General features: G+C 41.6%; 21 protein-coding genes and 1 tRNA gene. 1 reads left to right on the plus strand and 21 read right to left on the minus strand.

What is annotated here, in order from left to right; genetic code table 11:
• Positions 1-80 precede the first annotated feature (80 nt).
• The 20 genes from E0F88_RS21900 to smpB form a co-directional block, all read right to left on the minus strand.
• Entirely contained in the window at positions 81-362 is a 282-nt protein-coding gene (locus tag E0F88_RS21900) for a CAMCR motif-containing small membrane protein (protein WP_131960422.1), read from the minus strand.
• The gene (locus E0F88_RS21905) at positions 359-901 is read right to left on the minus strand and encodes a DUF420 domain-containing protein (protein WP_131960423.1); all 543 of its coding nucleotides are present in this window, start codon (positions 899-901) and stop codon (positions 359-361) included. Before E0F88_RS21905 ends, E0F88_RS21900 begins: the two co-directional genes overlap by 4 nt.
• 2 nt (positions 902-903) lie before the next feature.
• Positions 904-1,557: an SCO family protein gene (locus E0F88_RS21910; protein ID WP_131960424.1), complete on the minus strand. Its 654-nt coding sequence runs from the start codon at positions 1,555-1,557 to the stop codon at positions 904-906.
• An 11-nt stretch (positions 1,558-1,568) separates the two neighbouring features.
• Positions 1,569-1,898: a cytochrome C oxidase subunit IV family protein gene (locus E0F88_RS21915; RefSeq protein ID WP_131960425.1), complete on the minus strand. Its 330-nt coding sequence runs from the start codon at positions 1,896-1,898 to the stop codon at positions 1,569-1,571.
• A 29-nt stretch (positions 1,899-1,927) separates the two neighbouring features.
• The gene (locus E0F88_RS21920) at positions 1,928-2,698 is read right to left on the minus strand and encodes a cytochrome c oxidase subunit 3 (RefSeq protein ID WP_131960426.1); all 771 of its coding nucleotides are present in this window, start codon (positions 2,696-2,698) and stop codon (positions 1,928-1,930) included.
• 13 nt (positions 2,699-2,711) lie between these two features.
• Entirely contained in the window at positions 2,712-3,299 is a 588-nt protein-coding gene (locus tag E0F88_RS21925) for a cytochrome c oxidase subunit 3 (protein WP_131960427.1), read from the minus strand.
• 18 nt (positions 3,300-3,317) lie between these two features.
• Complete coding sequence (gene cyoE, locus E0F88_RS21930; RefSeq protein WP_131960428.1) at positions 3,318-4,199, minus strand: heme o synthase; 882 nt, start codon at positions 4,197-4,199, stop codon at positions 3,318-3,320.
• Complete coding sequence (locus E0F88_RS21935; protein WP_131960429.1) at positions 4,199-5,230, minus strand: COX15/CtaA family protein; 1,032 nt, start codon at positions 5,228-5,230, stop codon at positions 4,199-4,201. Before E0F88_RS21935 ends, cyoE begins: the two co-directional genes overlap by 1 nt.
• The gene (locus E0F88_RS21940; RefSeq protein WP_131960430.1) at positions 5,208-7,082 is read right to left on the minus strand and encodes a cytochrome c oxidase subunit I; all 1,875 of its coding nucleotides are present in this window, start codon (positions 7,080-7,082) and stop codon (positions 5,208-5,210) included. The genes E0F88_RS21935 and E0F88_RS21940 overlap by 23 nt, the downstream gene beginning before the upstream one ends.
• 29 nt (positions 7,083-7,111) lie before the next feature.
• A complete protein-coding gene (locus tag E0F88_RS21945; RefSeq protein ID WP_131960431.1) occupies positions 7,112-8,218 on the minus strand; it encodes a cytochrome c oxidase subunit II in 1,107 nt (368 codons plus the stop codon).
• Between the two features lie 22 nt (positions 8,219-8,240).
• Entirely contained in the window at positions 8,241-9,593 is a 1,353-nt protein-coding gene (locus E0F88_RS21950; protein ID WP_131960432.1) for a quinol:cytochrome C oxidoreductase, read from the minus strand.
• Between the two features lie 33 nt (positions 9,594-9,626).
• Positions 9,627-10,238 carry a c-type cytochrome gene (locus E0F88_RS21955; RefSeq protein WP_131960433.1) on the minus strand — a complete coding sequence of 204 codons (612 nt, stop codon included), beginning with the start codon at positions 10,236-10,238 and terminating at the stop codon, positions 9,627-9,629.
• 10 nt (positions 10,239-10,248) lie between these two features.
• Positions 10,249-10,779, minus strand: coding sequence for a DUF3341 domain-containing protein (locus tag E0F88_RS21960; protein ID WP_131960434.1), 531 nt, complete (start codon positions 10,777-10,779; stop codon positions 10,249-10,251).
• A gap of 47 nt (positions 10,780-10,826) precedes the next feature.
• The gene (nrfD, locus tag E0F88_RS21965) at positions 10,827-12,260 is read right to left on the minus strand and encodes an NrfD/PsrC family molybdoenzyme membrane anchor subunit (RefSeq protein WP_131960435.1); all 1,434 of its coding nucleotides are present in this window, start codon (positions 12,258-12,260) and stop codon (positions 10,827-10,829) included.
• Between the two features lie 54 nt (positions 12,261-12,314).
• The gene (locus E0F88_RS21970) at positions 12,315-15,407 is read right to left on the minus strand and encodes a TAT-variant-translocated molybdopterin oxidoreductase (RefSeq protein ID WP_131960436.1); all 3,093 of its coding nucleotides are present in this window, start codon (positions 15,405-15,407) and stop codon (positions 12,315-12,317) included.
• A 48-nt stretch (positions 15,408-15,455) separates the two neighbouring features.
• Positions 15,456-16,667 carry a c-type cytochrome gene (locus tag E0F88_RS21975; RefSeq protein WP_229213867.1) on the minus strand — a complete coding sequence of 404 codons (1,212 nt, stop codon included), beginning with the start codon at positions 16,665-16,667 and terminating at the stop codon, positions 15,456-15,458.
• 358 nt (positions 16,668-17,025) lie between these two features.
• Positions 17,026-17,096, minus strand: a tRNA-Cys gene (locus E0F88_RS21980).
• A gap of 92 nt (positions 17,097-17,188) precedes the next feature.
• Positions 17,189-19,021: a 30S ribosomal protein S1 gene (gene rpsA, locus E0F88_RS21985; RefSeq protein WP_131960438.1), complete on the minus strand. Its 1,833-nt coding sequence runs from the start codon at positions 19,019-19,021 to the stop codon at positions 17,189-17,191.
• 209 nt (positions 19,022-19,230) lie between these two features.
• Complete coding sequence (locus E0F88_RS21990) at positions 19,231-19,740, minus strand: HNH endonuclease (protein ID WP_131960439.1); 510 nt, start codon at positions 19,738-19,740, stop codon at positions 19,231-19,233.
• A 155-nt stretch (positions 19,741-19,895) separates the two neighbouring features.
• On the minus strand, positions 19,896-20,354 hold the full coding sequence (smpB, locus tag E0F88_RS21995) for an SsrA-binding protein SmpB (RefSeq protein ID WP_131960440.1): 459 nt from the start codon (positions 20,352-20,354) through the stop codon (positions 19,896-19,898).
• 59 nt (positions 20,355-20,413) lie between these two features.
• Between smpB and E0F88_RS22000 the strand changes: the two genes are divergently transcribed.
• A complete protein-coding gene (locus tag E0F88_RS22000) occupies positions 20,414-20,881 on the plus strand; it encodes a nuclear transport factor 2 family protein (protein ID WP_131960441.1) in 468 nt (155 codons plus the stop codon).
• On the opposite strand, the gene E0F88_RS22005 is transcribed toward E0F88_RS22000, so the two are convergent.
• Positions 20,882-21,859, minus strand: coding sequence for a radical SAM protein (locus tag E0F88_RS22005; RefSeq protein WP_131960442.1), 978 nt, complete (start codon positions 21,857-21,859; stop codon positions 20,882-20,884). It lies immediately after the preceding gene.

Here is a 21,859-nt window from a genome sequence, read left to right on the forward strand (position 1 = left end):
CTAATTTACAAGTTTAACTGTAGACAAAAAAAGCGGAACCGTTATCCGGATTCCGCCTGCACTATTCATGGTGAAAATTATTAGCTCTGATACGCCTGCCTGATTCTGGAATTAATAAAATCCCGCTCCTGCTGATTTTTTTTACTGTTCCGATACCAAAGGTAACCAATCACCGCTACGATCAGGTAGGGCATCACAAACAGGTATACGATTCCCGTGTTCAAACCCACGCCTACGTTGTTCCTGCCATTACCCATAGAACTCTCAACGGAACCTCTGCACATGGCACATTGTGCATAGGTATCTGCAGATGTAAGAATAAACATCAACAGCATGCCAAAAATGATCGCGAATTTTTTCATACGTAATATGGACTGATCATTAAGTAAACTACAACGCCTGAGATACTTACGTAAAGCCAGATCGGCAATGCATATTTTACAGCCTTCCTGTGTTCGGGAAGCTGATTGGTGTATCCAAAATAGACTGCACGTAATACAAACCAAACTACGCCTATTGATAGTAAAATATGTGAGATCAATAGAAAGTAGTAGGTAAAACGAAGAACCGAACCTGAGCCTCCGAAGGGCGTTGACTCATTTGAAATATGATACAATATATAACAAACCAGAAAAACAGCCCCCAGCAAAAAAGCGACAGTCATCATCTGTCTGTGTGCGGTACGATTGTTTTTTCTGATAAAATAATATCCCAAAAGAAGAAATATTGCTGTCAGGGAATTAATAATACCAATTACATGCGGCAAAACTTTTGTCCAGGTACCAAGGTCAACTTTTTGACGAATGCCAAGGATTGCAGCAACTGCCAAAGGAATTACGATCGCCAGGATGTTGATAATCCTTTGATATTTTTGTTTTTTTTCTAAAATCAAAGTGGCCATAACTATTTTTTCAAGGCTTCCCTTTTTTCAAAATCTAAAATCTTTATCTCCGCCATAAGCCGGTTTGCCTCCTCCGGATCAGTTCCGTTATAATAACCTCTGATATGACCATTCTCATCAATAAGTATTAACTTATTATTTGCAGAATTGGTTTTCGCGCCGGGTACTTTTGTCTGATATTTCAGCGTCTTGTTCAAAGTTTCTTCCAAATCCGAAGTAGAACTTATCACAACCAACCATCCCTCTTTACTTTGAAGCACTTTCGTATTTTCTGAAGAATCAGATGGGACCCCAGTTATTGTTAGAAGATTTAAATTAACTATTGCTTGTCTCAGCTGATATACCCTATCAAGATTACCCATTGTGATCTGACAAGTATCATCGCAGGCGCCAGGCAAATAGTTAACTACAGTCAGTTTATTTTTAAAAACTTCCTTTGATACTTCCTGCCCATCGGGTTTTAATGCCTTTATTCCTTTCACCTCATAAAAAAGCGTATCCTCATTATTCACAATTACCTTCCCTTTCGAATCCGTTAAAGGATGGTAAAAAGGAACGCCGTAATGATTGGTGGCGAAAAACCTCAGAAATGTAAAAATCAAAGCCGGAATCACTAATGTAACGATCAGTAATCCGGCTTTGCTATATTTATTCATATTTTTAATACTCACCCAAACACTGCATCGAAGATCGCACTACCTTCTAAAAGGAGAGCAAGAATCAGCCATGCAACAAAAATGATAGGAACTAGAATCGACCAGATTAAAGTTTTGGTCTCATGCTTTAAGTGCATAAATTCTCCCACAATATAAAACGCCTTAACAATGGTCATGACGATGAAGATACCCACCTTCAAAACACCATGAGGTACCATAAAGGCAATAACGAATTCAAGGGCGGTCAGGATTAAAAGTATCCAGAATGTTTTCCAGATAGCTTTGCGCTGCTCGGCGCCGGCATTTGGATCCTGATTGTGTATATGATGAACTTCTGACATATGATCTAAAATTTAAAGAATTCTGAGGATTAAACCAGATAAAAGAATGTAAATACAAATACCCAAACCAAGTCAACAAAGTGCCAGTAAAGACCAACCTTCTCAACCATTTCGTAGCTTCCGCGTTTGTCGTAAAAACCAGTTGCTGAACGGAAGAATATCAAAATATTCAAAATAACTCCACTGAACACGTGTGTTCCGTGAAAACCGGTGATGAAGAAAAAGAAGTTTGCAAACAAAGTAGGACCGTACTGATTCTCTGTGAGATTAGCCCCGAAAATGGTTTTACTGACTTGTACTCCGTCTTCAAATACTTTAAAAACTGAACCTGACTCTGTTCCGTGGATAAAGTGAGACCATTCCCAAGCCTGGCAACCAAGAAAGGTGAATCCACCCAGGATAGTCCAAAGCATATATTTTTCAACGCTCTCACGATCCATACGATGACCGGCTTCAACTGCCAATACCATTGTTACACTACTGGCGATCAGAATAAATGTCATGATACCCACAAAAACAAGAGGCAGAGACATTCCGTGCAAAAACGGAACTGCTTCATATACTCTTTCAGGGATTGGCCAGTATAAATTTGAAAAAGTAAAGTCGGCTCTATTGCCTTCAAATGCAGGAAAACTGAAACGCGCTGTTCCATAAGCCACCAGCAAGGCAGAAAAAGTAAAGGTATCCGAAATGAGGAAAAACCACATCATCAGTTTACCGTAACTTGCTTTCATAGGCTCAATACCCCCCATCCACATTTTGGGTTCTACCGTGCCAGGTGTTGTTACATGTGCAGCCATTGGTGAAAAAATTTCAATTAAAAGTCAATAAAAAAACAAAAAGGTATAACCAGAGAATATCTAAAAAATGCCAGTACGTTGTGCAAATCTGAATTCTTCTGAGATTCTTGGAATGAATATTTAACCGGAATGCAGCCGTTAGTGCTGTTATCAAAACAATTAATCCGGTTATAATATGAAATCCGTGTAATCCTGTAAATACATAAAAAAACGAGCCCGAAGGATTCCCTACAAAATAGACATTCATGTCTACAAGCTGTTTCCAACCTTCAAACTGCATCCAGAGAAAAGCCAGACCCAGTGCAAAAGTAATAGAAATTGCTATTTTCAATTGGTTGAACTGATCTTTTTTTGCTGCAAAATATGCGTACTGCATAACCAGGCTACTCGCGATCAAAACTCCGGTGCTATACCAGAAAATCTTTGGCATCTCAAATTCCAGCCAGTTACCTTCCGCTCTTCTTACCAGATAAGCACTTGTCTGTGAAGCAAAAAGCATTATAATGCTTACCAGAAATAACCAAAGTATAAATTTTACCGGATCCATCGCCAGAGTTTCCCTGGGGCCTTTATCCATTTTAACCTGCTGAATATTCTCCATCTCTTTCTTAATCAGTTATCACAATTTATCCAACAAAAATGCAATCTGTACAATCGGTAAATATATAAACGAGCCAAACATAAGCTGACGTGCTGTTTTGTCCGAACACTTTCTCATTAAGTGAAAGGTTTGAGCCAAGAACAAAACGCCGAAAACAGTAGCTATAAAAGCAGAATTGATTCCTGTCATACCCAACTCATATGGCAGCCATCCGATTGGCAATAAAAACAACGTGTAGATCATGATCTGCAGCGTTGTACCAGAATCTTTTAAACCGTTTGCAGGAAGCAATTTAAATCCGGCACGTTTATAATCGTCATCCAATACCCATGCAATCGCCCAAAAATGAGGAAATTGCCAGAAAAACTGAATAGCAAACAAAATGCCAGGTTCAAGACCAAAATGATTTGTAGCGGCCACCCAACCAATCATCGGAGGAAATGCTCCCGGAAAAGCACCCACAAAAACAGCGATCGGACCAACTCTCTTTAATGGTGTGTAAACGAAACCGTACAGCACCAGTGATAAAAGCGAAATGAGCCCGGTAGTTAAATTAAAAACCGAAACAAATATAACCAGTGACGAAACACCAAGTATCCCACACCAGACAATAGCCTGGTTAACGGTTATCCTACCACTCGGCAACGGTCTGCCGGCAGTCCGTTTCATCAATTTGTCAAGATCTTTTTCAATGATCTGATTGATGATATTAGCTGCTCCTGTAATTCCGATGGACGCCAAAATGAACAAAACCATTTTAGTCCACACCACCTCGGTCGCTCCCAAACAATATCCCATCGCCCCGGAAAATGCAATAAGCGATGCCAATCTGAATTTTAGTAATTCAAATAAAACCCGTACTCTTTCTCCTATTGATAAATCTACTACTGCTGACGTCATTATTTTAAAAGAATTTCATCTACACCAATTCCACCCACTTCTTGTCCTTTAACCAAATACTTATTCTTATTTACTAACAGCCATACCACAAATTGAAGTCCAATAAGTAATATCGCCAATGTCAGGTGTACCGGCTGTGCATAAGGAGGAACTCCAAAATAAGCCATTAAAATACCCGATGCCAATTCAACCACCAATATCGCAACACAAAGTTTAGACAATTTGACTAATAACCTATCTGACCCGTTATTGGTAACCTCATAAAACCAGAACAGGTTAACGGCCAGTATCAAAATTGAAAACGAGCGGTGTACATAAAACCTGTAATCCAGTTTGTCTATCCATGACGCCCTTGCTTCATAGCCAAATATCTTAATTACCTCATCGATATTTTCCCTTACCTGTGTCCCCAGGAGAATCTGAAGCAGTGAAAAAGTCAGCACAACCCATCCTAATGTATTCAAGATACGTTTGTTGATACCAAATTCCAGTATCCGCTGTGAAAACGACGACCAGGTAAAGAGGTATAACAAAATAAACACAATCACAATGGCCAGCAACATGTGCAGGGTGATCATCACCGGCATCAGCTCTGTTGACACTACCTTTGAACCCAGCCAACCCTGAATTCCAACAAGCAAAAACGCCGCAAGACTGTAATAGAATATCTTTTTAGAACCGGATTTTAAATAAGGAACTGAGGCAAGAAGCGTCAGAAATATCATCACTCCTGTAAAAGCTCCAATTAGCCGGTTTCCATACTCTATCCAGGTTTTCACAGGATTAAACTCGATCTCCCCTTTCAGTTTAGCTCCGTATATTGTTTTATAATCCGCGGGTAGTTCTGAAAGTTTGGTAGGCGGTATCCATCTTCCAAAGCACTTTGGCCAGTCGGGACATCCCATTCCGGCTCCGGTACTTCTTACAACTCCACCAGCAATAATAAGGCAATAGAGTGTAATTACAGTATTCAAAGCCAACCGCCTGAAACGACGGCTGGCTTTGATATTAATGGGAGTTGAACTGGTCATTAAAGTTTTGTGCCTCTATCGCTTTCTCGGTTGCAATCAACTCATTTTCATGAGGGAAATTGGATTCCAGTGTCTGCGAGTAAGGTATATTCTGAGGAATGAAATCTTCTTTTGCACCTGGCTTGCTATAATCGTAAGACCAACGGTAAACGGCAGGTAATTCGCCTTCCCAGTTTCCGTGTCCCGGAACAATAGGAGTTGTCCATTCCAAAGTGTTTGAACGCCATGGATTTTGAGGTGCTCTTCCGCCTTTGAAAATGCTGTAAAAGAAGTTCCAAAGGAAAATAAACTGTGCAAGGAATGAGAATATCGCCGCAACAGATATAAACATGTTCATGTCCATGAACTTATGTGTAAAGTCGTAGCTGGTGAACTGGTAGTAACGACGTGGAAAACCAGCGATACCTACATAGTGCATTGGGATAAAGATCAGGTAGATACCGATGAAGGTAAACCAGAAATGTATCTGTCCTAATGTCGGGTTCATCATCCGGCCAAACATCTTTGGGAACCAGTGATAAACACCTGCAAATAATCCGAAAGCAGATGCTGCACCCATTACAAGGTGAAAGTGAGCTACTACAAAGTAAGTATCGTGAAGCTGGATATCCAGTGCACTGTTACCAAGAATAATACCTGTAAGACCACCCGAAACGAAAAGTGAAACAAGTCCGATAGAGAACAGCATACCTGGCGTAAACACGATGTTACCTTTCCAGAGTGTTGTAATGTAGTTGAACCCTTTTACCGCTGACGGAACCGCAATGATTAGCGTCAGGAACATAAATACCGATCCGAGGAAAGGATTCATACCTGTAACAAACATATGGTGAGCCCAAACAATGAACGCAAGGAAAGCTATACCCAACATGGAAGCGATCATCGCACGGTATCCAAAAATTGGTTTTCTTGAATTTGTAGCGATTACTTCTGATGTAATTCCAAGACCCGGAAGAAGAACGATATAAACCTCAGGGTGACCAAGGAACCAAAACAAATGTTGGAACAAAATAGGGCTACCTCCTACATTTGGTAGTGCTTCACCGTTGATATAAATATCAGAAAGGTAGAAACTTGTACCGAAGTGACGGTCCATTATCAAAAGCAATACAGAAGAAAGCAAAACCGGGAAAGAAATAAGACCCAGAACAGCCGTGATCAGGAAAGACCAGATCGTCAGTGGAAGACGGTCAAAAGACATTCCGCGTGTTCTAAGGTTAATTACGGTCGTAATGTAATTGATACCACCCAATAACTGAGATACGATAAACAGTGCCATACTTGCCAGCCACAAAGTCATACCTGCACCTGAACCCGGATGCGCCTGAGGCAGTGCGCTAAGAGGCGGATAAATTACCCATCCACCGGCAGCAGGTCCTGTCTGAAGAAACAGAGATCCGAACATTATAATACTTGCCAGGAAGAAAAACCAGTAAGATAACATGTTCATAAAACCCGATGCCATATCTCTTGCACCGATCTGCAATGGAATAAGGAAGTTACTGAACGTACCACTCAAACCGGCTGTCAACACAAAAAATACCATGATGGTACCGTGCATTGTTACAAGCGCCAGGTAAAAGTTAGGATCCAGTTTACCCGTTTCGCTAATCCAGCCTCCCAGTATTGGTTTTAGCCAGGAAAGGTTAGAATCAGGTAATCCTAATTGAATACGGAAAATTACGGACATAGATATTCCTATCACCGCCCAGATAATCCCCGTTATAAGGTACTGTTTTGCTATAATTTTGTGGTCTTCACAGAAGATATACTTCTGCCAGAAGTTCTGAGACACATGGTGATGTTCGTGAGCATCCACATGGGCGGTTTCCATTCCTTCAACAGCTGACATATACTAGAATATATTTTAAATTAATATGATTAACGGATACTGCTACCCGCACTTACGCCTGCACTTGCAGTTGCCGAACTATCCGCCGGTGCTGCTGTTTCAGCAGGTAATCCTTTCATCGCTTTTGCTTTCAGGTTATCAGGTACTTTTGCAAGATACTCAGGATAAGTCTGTAAGAAAGTCGATTGCTCAGAACACCATTTTTTATACGACGCTTCGTCTTCAACAACAAGATTAATCTTCATCGAAAAGTGTCCTTGTCCGCAAACCTCAGTACATGCAATTTCATATTTGAAATTTGGATCGTTCAATTCCGCCTGCATATCTTTTGTCGTCTTGTCCGGTACAAACCAAAACTTGGTCGGCATTCCAGGAACTGCATCCATTTTCACACGCATGTGAGGAATAAAAACGCTGTGCAATACATCACGTGCACGAATCTTCAAAAGAACGGGTCTTCCGACAGGAATGTGCATTTCTGTTGGATTCTGGAAATCATCAAAAGAGTTTTCGTCTGAAAGATCTATACCAACTTCATTCTGCGCATCGATAAGCTTGTAATTGTAATTCCCAAGTTTATTGTCATTAACACCACCGTAACGTACGATCCAGTTAAATTGTTTACCGGTTATTTCAATTACTTCTGCATCGCGCGGAGGCTCAGATGTAATATCCGACCATGCTTTCCAACCTGTGAAAACCAATAATGCCATCACAACCGCAGGCACGATAGTCCAGATTAACTCAAGCTTGTGGTTATCCGGGTAAAAAGATGCTCTGTGATCTTTTTTGTGCTGATATTTCCAGGAAAAAAAGAAGATAAGAAAGTTAACTGCTATGAAAGGGATGGTGAGAATACCCATAGAGAACCAGAACAGGTCATCCGTCCTTCTTCCGTGAATAGATGATGCCTCAGGCAGGAAATATTCTCTTGCATGCATGTAAGACCAGGCTATTGCAATTGCTCCCAAAACAAGAACAACAATAAACATAGCTCCGTTGACCTTATTGCCAGATGGCTCAGCTTCCTCCGAATCTGTTTTCTTTATGCTTTTAATTACGCCCTGAAGTCTGGCAATCACAATACCTGTGAGAACCACAAAAACAAGAGCGACTAATGCGATGATATAATTCATGATATTAAACTGGTTATGCAAATTAAGCGATATCGTGATGTAATGACTCTTCCAACATTGGATGATGTCTTGGTATCAGATTTGCTTTTCCCAACTGAGATGCGACAGAGTAAGCAAATGCACAAAGGAATAAAAGGAAGAAACCCCATTCCAATGGACCGAATCCTGCATTGGATCCCAAAGTACCCGGCATTATATTGGTATAAAAATCCATATAATGACCAATGATAACTGCCCAGCAAGCAACTTTCAAAATCGAATGTGTTGCCTTAGCGTCTCTTGCCATTAAAATAAGGAATGGCAAAAAGAAATTAAGAATTAATGTGATAAAGAAAGGAGCCTTAAAATAACCATCATATCCTCTGAAACGCTCAATGAAGTAAATTGTTTCTTCCGGCTGATTGGCGTAGTAAATTAACAGGAACTGCGCAAACCAAACATAAGTCCAGAATATACTGAATGCGAATACGAATTTACCCAAATCCCTAAGGTGACTTGAATTTACAGCTCTCAGATAACCCCTTTCACGTAACATTACCACGGTCAATGTCATCACAGCAAGACCGGATACGTGCCAGCTTGCCAGTGTATACCATCCAAACATGGTACTGAACCAGTGTGTATCAATTGACATCACAAAGTCCCATGCAGAAGTTGATGAAGTTACACCAAACACCACCAGGAATGCAGTTCCCCATTTAATCGATCTTTCGTAAAAATCAGTACCTCCGATTTCGTCTTCCTGCAAAGAGAAATTGCGAAGTACTCTCCACATACCATACCAGGCAACAAAGTAAAATATCAATCTTCCAACAAAGAAAGGGGTATTCAGGAAACCCTGTTTACCTGCAATGATCGGATCATATTCCGGTCCGCCTACTTCGTAAAGTCCTTCATGTGTCCAGTGAAACAAATCATGCCCGCCAAAGAAAAAGGTAATCAGCATAATTACTCCGGTTACAGGTAAAAATGCAGGAAGTGCTTCCGGAATTCTTTTAAACACTGCTGACCAGCCCGCCTGAGCAAGATAGTTGTAAGAGATAAAGAACATTCCGACTACTGAAATACCTGTAAAGTAAACAGCATTTACCCAAATGTTAGCCCAGATGCGCGCTACCCATGAAATCTCATGATGAGCTGCCGCCGCCGCTTCATGTGCCTTCCCTGCGTTTTCAGGTGTTGGATGTCCAATTGCAGACGCCGCGTGTTCGGCTCCGTGTGCTGCCGCTTCATGTCCTCCACCGTTTGCAGCCAGGTAAGCTCCTACCAGAATGAGGGCAACGCCTACGGCACCGCCAATCATTAAGTTTCTCTTAGCCCCTGAGGTAAATTCAAACCGTTCTTCAATAGAAGGAATCGAATGTGCTGATGCCATTATAAATTATTATTACTCAGTTATCAAAATGTATTAAGCTCCTTTTTGCAGTTTCTGTACATAATGTACAATTTTCCACCGCTCTTCCGGATTGATCTGTGAGCCATGAGGCCACATACGGGCCTTGCCATGGGTAATCACATGAAAGATGTGTCCTTCGTTCAGACTCTTGTAAGCATCACTTGCATAATTAGGAACCCCTTTATACATCGCGCCTACCTTACCATCACCTGCACCGGCTGCACCGTGGCAATGCTGGCAGTATCTGTCGTAAAGAACTTTACCTTCCGCAAGTGTTTTTTCATTCAAAGGAACCGGATTTTTCAAAACACGTTCTGAAATCGAAATGCTGTCTGCTGGAATGTTGTAAACCATCAAATCCACATTCGCTGAATCTCCTTCACCGAAGCTGGTTTTATAGTTGCGGCGTGCAACTGTTCCTTCAACCGGCAAACGCATTGTCAAACCCATTGGATTCACCGGATTGGGTTTCTCCTGTTTGTAAGGCTCGTAACCCACAGGAAGATACATGTTTGGAGCATACTCCTTTCCAGGGTTGTTAGGATCGCGGTTACAACTCACATTGGTGAGCAAAAGCGTGATCATTAATAAACCCGAATACTTATATAAATTTCTCAATTTCATCGTCCGAACATTAAAATTGTCTGATGTTAACTTCCTCAGCACCACTGTCTTTCAATGCCCGTGATATATCTTCTGCTGACATTGTGTTTCTTCCTAAATCGATCGCCATAACAAATTTGTTATCGGTTGAGCGAACATCAAATCTTTGATAATTATGCGCTGCCGGACTAAGGCCATTCGATATAAAAAATGTGATTACCATCCCGAATGCAGTAAACAATACTGTTAACTCAAAGGTGATTGGAATATAATTAGGAATAGAGATTGGATCTTTACCACCCACAATCATTGGCCAGTCGATACCCATCGTCCAGATCATAAGTGTCAATGCCACGCAGCATCCGGTTACACCGAACATAAATGCAGCAATACCAATTCTTGTTCTTGGATGTCCTAATGCATCGTCCATACCGTGAATGGGGAATGGAGAATACACTTCCTGTATTTTCACTCCTGCTTTTCTAAGGCGTGGCACCGCATGTAGAACAGTATCGTCATCGTCATAAACTCCGACTAAATATTTACCAGTTAACTCTGCCATATACTATACTAATGTTAAATTCTTTCTCGTCTGATCCGATTAATTTTCTACTCGCTGTCCTTATTAAAAGCAGGCTCAGCAGTTCCCTGTTGTCTTACTTTTGCAACACCTGCTATATTCTTAGGAAGATTAGCAGAAGTTGAACGAATAACAGCTTTTACCTCTGCCATGTTGACTACCGGTAAATATTTCGAGAACAGAAGGAACAATGTAAAGAACAATCCGAATGAGAAGATATAGTCACCAATATCGTAACGTGTTGGTGAGAACATCGCCCAGCTTGAAGGAATGTAATCGCGGTGAAGAGAAGTTACAATAATTACAAAACGCTCAAACCACATACCGATGTTTACAACTACGGATATAAAGAATGTAAATGTAATACTGCGACGTAGTTTTCTTGACCAGAACAACTGAGGAGAAATTACGTTACATGTCATCATCGCCCAGTATGCCCACCAGTAAGGACCAGTCATACGATTGAAGAACGCGTAGTATTCATATTCAACACCTGAATACCAGGCAATAAAAAACTCAGTGATATAAGCCACACCTACAACAGAACCTGTCAGGGTGATAACTTTATTCATTGTTTCAATGTGTTCCAGGGTAATGTAATCTTCCAGTCTGTAAACCACACGTGTGATAAGCATCAGGTTTTGCACCATTGCAAATCCTGAGAAGATCGCACCCGCTACGAAATAAGGAGGGAAAATTGTTGTGTGCCATCCCGGAATTACCGAAGTAGCAAAGTCCATACTTACAATCGTGTGTACAGAAAGTACAAGCGGTGTTGAAAGACCTGCAAGAATTAAACTGATGTATTCATAACGCGACCATGTTTTAGCAGATCCGTCCCAGCCCATTGCAAATGTTCCATACATAAAGCGGGAAATTTTGCTGGTTGCGCGGTCGCGGATGGTAGCAAGGTCAGGAATAAGACCGATGTACCAGAAAACAAGAGAAACGGAGAAATAAGTACTAATCGCAAAAACGTCCCAAACAAGCGGAGAGTTAAAGTTTACCCAAAGTGAACCGAATACGTTTGGAAGTGGCAACGCCCAATATGCCATCCATGGACGGCCCATGTGCATCAGGATGAAAGAAGCTGCGCAAATAACGGCGAAAATAGTCATCGCTTCCGCTGCGCGGTTAATGGATGTTCTCCATTTCTGACGAAAAAGCAAAAGGATAGCAGAAATAAGTGTTCCCGCGTGACCGATACCTACCCACCAAACGAAGTTGGTAATATCCCAGGCCCAGCCTACTGTTTTATTCAAACCCCAAACACCCAGACCTTCCCACCAGGTCCATGCCAGGCAGCATGATCCGTATGCCAAAACGATAAGAGAAATTCCAAAGGCTATTTTCCATTCCTTTGTTGGAGCACCCTCTACCTGACGGCATATATCTTCCGTCACGTCTGCGTACGTTTTTCCACCTTGAATAAGGGGTTCTCTCACGGGTGAAGTAACATGCATACTACTCTAATTTATAATGATTTAATCTTCAAATAAATACTTGTTTCAACAAAATCAGGCGTGCTCTTTTTTAACTTCCGCCTTAGCTGCTACATCTTTGTTTCGAACCTTGGTCAGGTAAGAAATCTGTGGACGAACGTTAATTTCTTCCAACATGTGGAAAGCTCTTCCTTCACGTTCTTCTGCAAGAAGTTTTGAAATTTTACTTTCAGGATCATTCATATCTCCGAAAGTAATCGCGTTGGTAGGGCAGGAAGTACCGCAAACTACTGCAACATCTCCGTCTGTAACACGTCTTCTTTCTTTTTTCGCAGTTAATTTCGCCTCCTGGATCAGGTGAACGCACATTGAGCATTTTTCAATTACTCCGCGTGAACGCACCGTTACATCCGGGTTAATGACCATTTTACCAAGGTCATTGTTAAAGTTATAGTCGAAATTGTCGTTATCAAAATATTTGAACCAGTTGAAACGACGTACTTTGTAAGGGCAGTTATTTGCACAATAACGAGTACCAACACAGCGGTTGTAAGTCATTTGGTTCAACCCTTCCGAACTGTGTGTAGTTGCAAGAACCGGACAAACAGTTTCACAAGGTGCATTATTACAGTGCTGGCACATCATCGGCTGGAACGTAACTTCCGGATTTTCCGAAGCAATTTCCAATCCTCTCAAATCTTCAACATCTGCATCACTGCTATAATATCTGTCGATACGTAACCAGTGCATTTCACGGCTGTTTATTACTTCCTGACGTCCAACAACAGGAATGTTGTTTTCTGCCTGGCAGCTAACTACACAGGATCCGCAGCCAAAACATGTGTTCAGGTCGATGACCATTCCCCATGAGTGGTTTTTATATTGATGCCCGTTCCAAAGAGACAAATCCGTTGCATCCACTTCTCCTTCTGATGTATGGATTTTCGGAACAAACCTGCCAGCCATAGGATCTTTCTGGAAATGAGCAAGAACTGTTTCCTGAAGAACAGACTTACGGTTCATCACCGTATTATGCGTCTGTGTTTGTGCAATCTCGCGGGTTTCGCCTGTTTTGCTAACAGTTACTTCACCCGGCGTAAATGAAAGGAAGCCTTCGGCAAATGAAGCAAGAGGATAAACATTCTTTCCGACTCCGTTGGCAGATTTACCAGCTTTCTCGCGGCCATAACCGATGGCAACTGCAACTGTTCCATTTGCCAGACCAGGCTGAATGATAACCGGAACTTCTATTGCTTTGCCTTTGAAATCAACTTTAACAACATCTCCCTGAACAACTCCTAAATCAGTCGCTGTTTTTTGCGAAAGACCAGCATGATTGTCCCAACAGGCTTTTGTAACCGGCTCAGGGAATTCCTGAAGCCAAGGGTTATTTGCCAGTGCACCGTTACCGATACCAACATTTTCAAATATCGCTAATTCGATTCCGGTTGAAGACGCTTTGTATTTTTTCGCAACTGTTGCTGCCGCAGAAGCAAGATCTCCGCTGAAAGCTGCTACCGAAGCTGCAACTGCACGGTTACTTCCAAAAACACCATCATGAAGCGATTTCACCCAGAACTTCTCAAAATCACCTGTTCCGCCCTGCGTGTAAATATTCTTTCTCCAGTATGATTTCATGTACTCATGGAAATCGGAAGGTTGCCCTGCCCATTTCAAAAGACTTGCCTGCGCTTGTCTTGTACTGAAAATCAATCCTATTGTAGGCTGCGTAAGACTGTAAAAACCAGCCTTAGGTTCTGCGTCATTCCAGGATTCAAGGTAATGAGGTGCGGGAAGTATATATTTTAATAAAGAAGAAGTTTCATCTGCACGATCATTAAATGAAACGCCAAGAGAAACTTTTGGTAATACAGCAGCCAGTTCAGAACCACGTGGGTGATCGTAAACTGGATTTGCTCCGTAAAGAATTACAGCGCTAACTTTTCCACCTTTTACTTCTTCAACAAATTCATTCATTGCCACGTCATTTCCCTGACGGAAATAAACAGGATTATCTATATCGATTGTAGTTCCGTAGCTTCCCAACAAACCGTTCAAAGCATTTACCACAACTTGTACGGCAGGATCATTCACACCGCAAACAACCAGCGCCTGTCCTTTTGCTGCAACCAGTTCAGCAGCTGCTTTATCAAGATTAGCTACTTCCAGGTTTGCACCTGCAATTGACTGTCCACCTAATTTGGCCGCAACCTTATTGTAAAGAGAGGTAACAACCAATCCCAGCTGAGAAGGTTTTACTGCTGTACGGTAATCTGCGTTAGAACCGGTAAGAGAAAGAATCGACTCAAATTGGTAATGTCTCGACATCTCCTTTTTACCATCCGCACCGCTTCCTACAATACGTGTCTGAGCGAACTGAGATGAGAAGCTTTCCGGCGCAATCCAGGTTCCAAGAAAATCAGCATCGATGCCAACGATCAGTTTCGCTTTGCTGAAATCATAAGAAGGAAGTACTGCTTTACCAAAAGAAAGCTCATTTCCTCTCAAAATCGCAGAAGACGAATTTGCGTCGTAAACGATGTGTTTTGTTGTAGGATATTTTGCAGTAAAATCTGCTATAACCGCCTTAGTCGACGGGCTTAAAATCGTAGATGACAAAATACGAATCGCTCCGCCTTTTGCTGCAATCTGAGTAAGCTGATCAAGAATCTCTTTATCAACTACATCCCAGCTTACTTTGGTATCGTCGCCCTTTTTAGGACCTCTTAATTTTTCGTTATCGTACAATCCCAATAAAGAAGCATGCACACGTGCACTAACTCCACAGGAAGCTTTTGACAAAGAATTACCTTCAATTTTGATTGGCCGGCCTTCACGCGTTTTTACAAGAATGCTTGCATAGTCACCGCCTTCAGAATATGTAGATGCATACCAGTTGGCGATTGTAGGAAATTCACCCTCAGGCTTGTTAACGTAAGGAATCGCTTTTTTTACAGGAGCTTCACAGGCAGCTAATGAAACCGCCGCCATACCAAAACCCAAAACTTTTAAGAAATCGCGGCGATGTGTACCAGCACCATCCACCAAACTCTCATACTGACTTTCAGTTGGTCCATCGGCAAATTCAGATGCTGCGTTTTTGACAAATTTTTCATCATTACGCAGTTCCTCAATTCCCCGCCAGTATCTTTTATTAGTATTTTCCATAAAACTATTCAATACAAATGAGTCGTATCCTGTATTAATTTCTTTTGATTAATAGTGACATTTAGAACATTCCAAACCACCTATATCAGCAACTTTTAAAGCTTCTTTGCTTTCAGAACCATGAAGCTGAACCAGCTTGTCATAGTACTTATTATCTTTTGTATTAACCTCCGTTTTACGGTGACAGTCGATACACCATCCCATAGTTAAAGAAGAACGCTGTTGGATAACTTCCATCTGAGCAACATCTCCGTGGCAGTTTTCACATTCAACACCACCTACGTTAACGTGCTGGGCATGATTAAAGTAGGCAAGGTCAGGTAGATTGTGAACACGCACCCATTCAATTGGCTGATTGTTTTCAATCGATGTATAAATTTTCTGAATTTCAGGTGACTCTTTTTTAATCACACCATGACAGTTCATACAAATGTTTGCAGACGGGATGTGTGCGGATTTACCTCTGTTCACACCTGTGTGGCAATAGTTACAATCGATTTTGTATTCTCCTGCATGAAGTTTGTGAGAAAAAGTGATCGGCTGCTTAGGAGCATACCCCTGCTGAATACCAACACCATAAGCACCGTCCAAAGTAGCTTTCAAACACAAAAGAACAAAAATCCAGATTGTCGCAGAGCGAATTGAAGGATCATTTGCAATGGATTTTAATGAGCTGCTTAGACGACTCATGAAATCACCCTTTGCAGGTGCTTCCGTACCGCCTACTGCTTTTGAAAGCAATGATACGATAACAAGCAAAACACCCAATACCAATAACATGATGACAGCAAGTGCAACAACTACAATCATAAACAGATCGGATGGACCGCCGGATTGAGCAGCACCCGCAGCAGCAGTTGCTCCACCCGCAGCAGCGGCCGGGGCGGCAGCGGCAGTGGCCGCCTGATCTACATAAGCAAAGATGCCTTTGATATCGTCATCCGACAAGTTTGGAAAACTTGTCATCTGCGCCTTGGAGTATTCATTGTATAACTTAACCGCGTAAGGATCTCCGGAAGCAATCACTGCCTGAGAATTTTTAACCCACTTGGTTAACCACGCCATATTGTTACGTGTGGTGGCTCCTTTAAGACCGGGACCAACCACTCTCTCATCCGATGCAGCATGGCACTGAGCACAGTTATTTTTAAATAGAGCTTCACCTTTGGCAGCATCCCCTCCGCCTGCCGGAGCAGCAGCGGTGGCTCCTGCAGCAGCTGTACTGTCCTGAGCAGATACCAAAACAGGAGTACTAAGCATAATTGCCAGGAGAATGGCTACAAATACTTTAGAGCATTTAATGAAGGAACAAAACTTAGAGTCTTCTGGGAATGGTATATACATAATCAACTATTCATTATTCTTCAACAGACAAAACTAGTGTACGATTTTTTATCCACAAAAGTATTTCAGGTATATTTTGGAAGGACATCTTATTTATAATTCTTCTAATTTATACAGGAAGTTTTAAATGAAAAAGCACACTTTTCCTTTCTGAATTTCAACTATTTAACAAAAAAATACCATCTGTGACTACCGGCTTTTCCGGCAAATCTCAAATGGTATTTTATGTAAAAATGACACTCACGGCAGTAAAAAACCAGCGACATTTTAGGGGAGGTTCCGAGCGGATTCGAACCGCTGTACGAGGTTTTGCAGACCTCTGCCTAGCCACTCGGCCACGGAACCAAATTTGGGTTGGACATCGCTGGATGCTTTGTCCAACCCGGGTGCAAAAGTATTAAAAAAATTCTCTACTCCGCACGCTTATTAACTTTTAATTACTTTTTTTCTTTCTTTTCGCTTTCTTCAAACTGTTCCTTCAAAGCAGAAAGTACGCTTAAGTCTCCGAAAGTAGACTTTTCACCTTCTTTGCTTGACGACTCAGCAGGAGAAGATTTAGCAGCAGAAGAAGATGAATTAGCCTTAGGAGCTCTTTCTTCTTTTTTCTCAGCAGCTACAGGTGCAGCGGATGGCTTCACTTCCGAGTGAGTAAGAACGATTTTCTTTTCATCTTTCAGAAACTCAAGAACTGTGAAGTCAAGGCTTTCTCCAACCTCGGCAACCGAACCATCCTCTTTTGTAAGATTTTTGATTGCAGCAATACCTTCGATTCCGTAAGGAAGCTCAAGGGTAGCAAATTTATCACCTTTTGCAACGATTGTGGATTTGTGAACAGATCCAACTGCAAAGATGGTTTCAAATGTATCCCATGGATTTTCTTCAAGTTGTTTGTGACCCAAAGCAAGACGACGGTTGTCAGCGTCAAGTTCAAGAACAACAACTTCAAGTTCGTCGTTAACTTTAACGAAGTCAGAAGGATGTTTGATTTTCTTGGTCCATGACAAATCTGAAACGTGAACAAGTCCGTCGATACCTTCTTCAAGTTCGATGAATAAACCGAAGTTTGTAAGATTACGAACAACACCTTTATGACGGGTACCGATTGCATACTTATCTTTCAATGAACCTTGTGTCCATGGATCTTCGGTAAGTTGTTTAATACCCAGAGACATTTTACGTTCCTGACGATCCAGTGTCAACACTACTGCACTGATTTCATCATTTACGTTCATGAATTCCTGAGGATTGCGCAGGTGCTGAGACCATGACATTTCAGAAACGTGGATCAAACCTTCAACACCAGGTTTGATCTCAAGGAATGCGCCGTAATCAGCAACATTAACAATACGTCCTGTAACTTTCGATCCAACCTGGATTTCTTCTGCAAGAGAATCCCATGGGTGAGACTGAAGTTGTTTCAAGCCAAGAGAGATACGTTTTTTCTCTTCATCAAAGTCAAGAACAACCACGTTCAGTTTCTGATCCAAAGCAAGAAGATCAGATGGGTGGTTGATACGACCCCATGAAATATCCGTAATGTGAAGAAGACCATCTACACCACCAAGATCAATGAACACACCGAAGTTTGTCATATTCTTGATCACACCTTCAAGTACCTGACCTTTTTCAAGGTTGTTCAGGATTTGCTGACGCTGTGCTTCAAGATCTTTTTCGATCAATATTTTGTGCGATACAACTACGTTATCATTTGCGTAATTGATCTTAACCACTTTCACCTCCATACGCTTTCCAACAAAGATGTCGAAATCGCGGATTGGTTTAACATCGATTTGTGAACCTGGCAAGAAAGCCTCGATACCAAATATATCTACAATAAGACCACCCTTTGTTCTTCTTTTAACGTTAGCATCAATAACAACATCTTCGTCAAAAGATTTCTGGATGTTATCCCATGCAGTAATTACTTTCGCTTTTTTGCGGGATAATACAAGCTGACCTTGTGCATCTTCCTGATTTTCTACATAAACTTCCACTTCATCCCCGATTTTCATACCAGGAAGGTCACGGAATTCATTGGATGAAACGATACCATCAGATTTGAACCCGATGTTAAGAATCACTTCACGATCAGTAATACCTACTACTACTCCTTTTACTACTTCTTTTTCCTGAACAGGAGAAATTGTAGTGTCATACATTGCTTCAAGGCGGGTACGGTCAGCAGATGAATAACCTGTACCAAAACCTTTGTCTTCTGCTTTCTCCCAATCGAAATCAGGAAGTGCTTGTGTTTGTTTTTCCTTAGACATAAATAGGACTTATTGCTCTGGAATACATCAGCTCGCGAGCGAAATAGCTGAAAATTGGTGGAAACGAATATATTTAAAAAAACAGAGCGCAAAGGTACAATTTCCCTCCGTTAAAATCCAGAGGTACAATTGATTTTAGTAAGAAAATATGAAGAATTCAGGCAGAAATTGAGTAAATGTGCCTGTTCAGGAAGAATTGCGGGAAAAACTCAGCGGCTTCTTTCCTTCGAACCAAGGTATGGAAGCCATGTTTCATCAGCTAACCCGGAAAAATCTCTAATAAACATAAGAAATGATGGCCGGAAAGGACGCTGTCGCAAGGGCATATCTACTTCTTCAGGTGTATGGTCTCCTTTACGCGAATTACATCTTTTACAGGCCGTTGCCAGGTTATCCCAGCTGGTTTTCCCTCCCTTGGACTTAGGAATGACATGATCAAGTGTAAGATGGTCGTGCGTTCCGCAGTACTGGCAGCGGTTACCGTCTCTTTTAAAAATGTTGTGACGGCTCATTACCACGCCACGATACGGGAGATTGATGTAATGGTTTAAACGGATAACAATCGGAGACGGATATTCACTGCTTACAGTCCGCAGAAAATCGTTGGGAGACTCGGCAAGCATCTCTGCCTTGTTCATGTACACTAACAAAAACGCCTTTGGAACCGTGCAAACACTTAACGCGCTGTAATCTTGATTAAGAACCAGTACTTTACCCATGAGTCTTTGAGGTAATTGATTCTGACAATATAGGAATTTTTACGTAAAAAAACGTTTGGAAGAATTCAAATATTCTTAAAATTTTACTTCAAACCTGTTGATAATGAACCGGCCCTGGCATTTCCGGTCAGGCTATAACGGTTAAAACGTTTGCGCTAATAGTTAATACGATCTGTTTCACGCTTGACATCTCTTTCTTTGATCGAATCCCGCTTGTCGTACAGCTTTTTACCTTTGGCCAGTGCAATGTGCATTTTTGCGAATCCGCGGTCGCTGGTAAAAATTCGGACCGGAATAATTGTTAATCCCTGATCCTTCAAATTTTCGGTTAATCTTTTCCTTTCACGCTTGGTTATAAGCAGTTTACGATCACGCATCGGGTCGTGATTGTAGTGCGTTCCTTCGGTGTAGGGAGAAATGTGCAGACTTCTGACGTACAGCTCATTGTCCATAAAAAGACAATACGCATCCTGAAAATTAACCTTCCCCTGACGTATAGACTTTATTTCTGTGCCGGTAAGTGCCAGACCTGCAGTAAACTCTTCTATAAAAAAATATTCGAAGGAAGCCCTTCTGTTCTTTATATCTACTTTTTTGACTAATTTTTCAGACATTCTATTCTTTTGATTTAAAAGAGGTGCAAAATTAACCTTTTATAAAATTATACCAACTTATGAAAATCTCTGCGCCATTCTGCTACCTGTTTCTGACTTTATTCCTGCTGTCAACGATTAAAACAAAAGCACAGGATTATCAAAGCGAGGTACGGCTAACGGTCGATAAATTTTTTGACGGTATGCGGTCCGGCGATTCGGCGGCGGTAAGAAGCATCATATTGCCCGGAGCAACATTGTCTTCAGTGCTAATCAATGCAAACGATTCACTAAAAGCGGACAAGTCATCATTCGAACGTTTTATAAAAGCAATAGGAACACCTCACAAGGAAATTTGGGATGAAAGAATTTATGATGTGAAAATTCTAACAGACGGGCCAATGGCTACGGTTTGGGCGCCATACAAATTTTATCTGGGCGATAAATTTTCTCACTGCGGTGTAAATGTATTTCTTTTGGGCAAGGATAAGGCCGGCTGGAAAATACTTCAGATAACGGATACAAGGCGCAAAACAGATTATCTCTGATTACAGCCCCACCATTTGTTTCCAGGTTCCTTTTATCCTGTTGTATTTTAATGTACTTGGCAGGGCCTTCCACCAGTACCGGTTCATCTCAACTGCAAAGGATGGCTGCATATAACAATTGATCGCGCAACCTTCACAGGCCGGGAGTTTTCCTTCCAGTGCTACCAGTTTCTGCACTTCATCGGAATGATAGAGATCAAACAAGTTTCCTTCAATCGGAAAATCTTTAAGACCGAGATGATAACAGGGAAGAACGAGTTTATTTTCCGGCGAAATTACAAGCGTAGTACTGGCAGCCTTACATACCGGGTCTTCAACGTGATTGCCTCCGTCGAGCCGTAATTGTATGAAGGCCTCATTGAGATAAACATTCTTTTGCTTACCCCACCAAACCAGCTCCTTTAAAGCTTCTTTGGATAAATTCCCGCCTACATTATTGTATTCAAATACCGGATTAAGAATTAGGATCAGATTGTTTGGTAAACAAACTTCTTCCCATAGCTGGCGTATTTTATGAACATTATCTTCAAATACCGTGAAAATAATATCCGGCCTCTCTCCCATGCTCTTGGCGATTTCGATCGACTCCATTACCTTATCAAAACACTTCACATTCCTGGACTTGTCGTGCTCATCGCGATCCGGTGAATCCAGTGAAAAATGGAGCATATCAATAAGGCCCTTCAATCGTTCAGCATATTTGGGATAAAGCAGGCCGTTACTGGTCACGGTGGTGATCATACCGTGATCCTTTGCTTCCCGGAGCAACAGATCCAACTGCCGGTGCAAAAGCGGCTCACCACCTGTGAAATCGATCACTTTAACACCAAGTCGTTTAAGATCCCGGAGATTCTCCCGAAGATTCTCGACTGTTATATATGGCGATGGTTTCTCCCAAATGTCACAAAAACCACATGAAGCATTGCAGCGATAGGTCACATAGTAATTACACAGAACGGGATGGGAAACCAAACGCAT

The sequence above is a fragment of the Dyadobacter psychrotolerans genome (genome assembly GCF_004349265.1).
In the GTDB taxonomy this organism is placed as follows: Bacteria; Bacteroidota; Bacteroidia; order Cytophagales; family Spirosomataceae; genus Dyadobacter; species Dyadobacter psychrotolerans.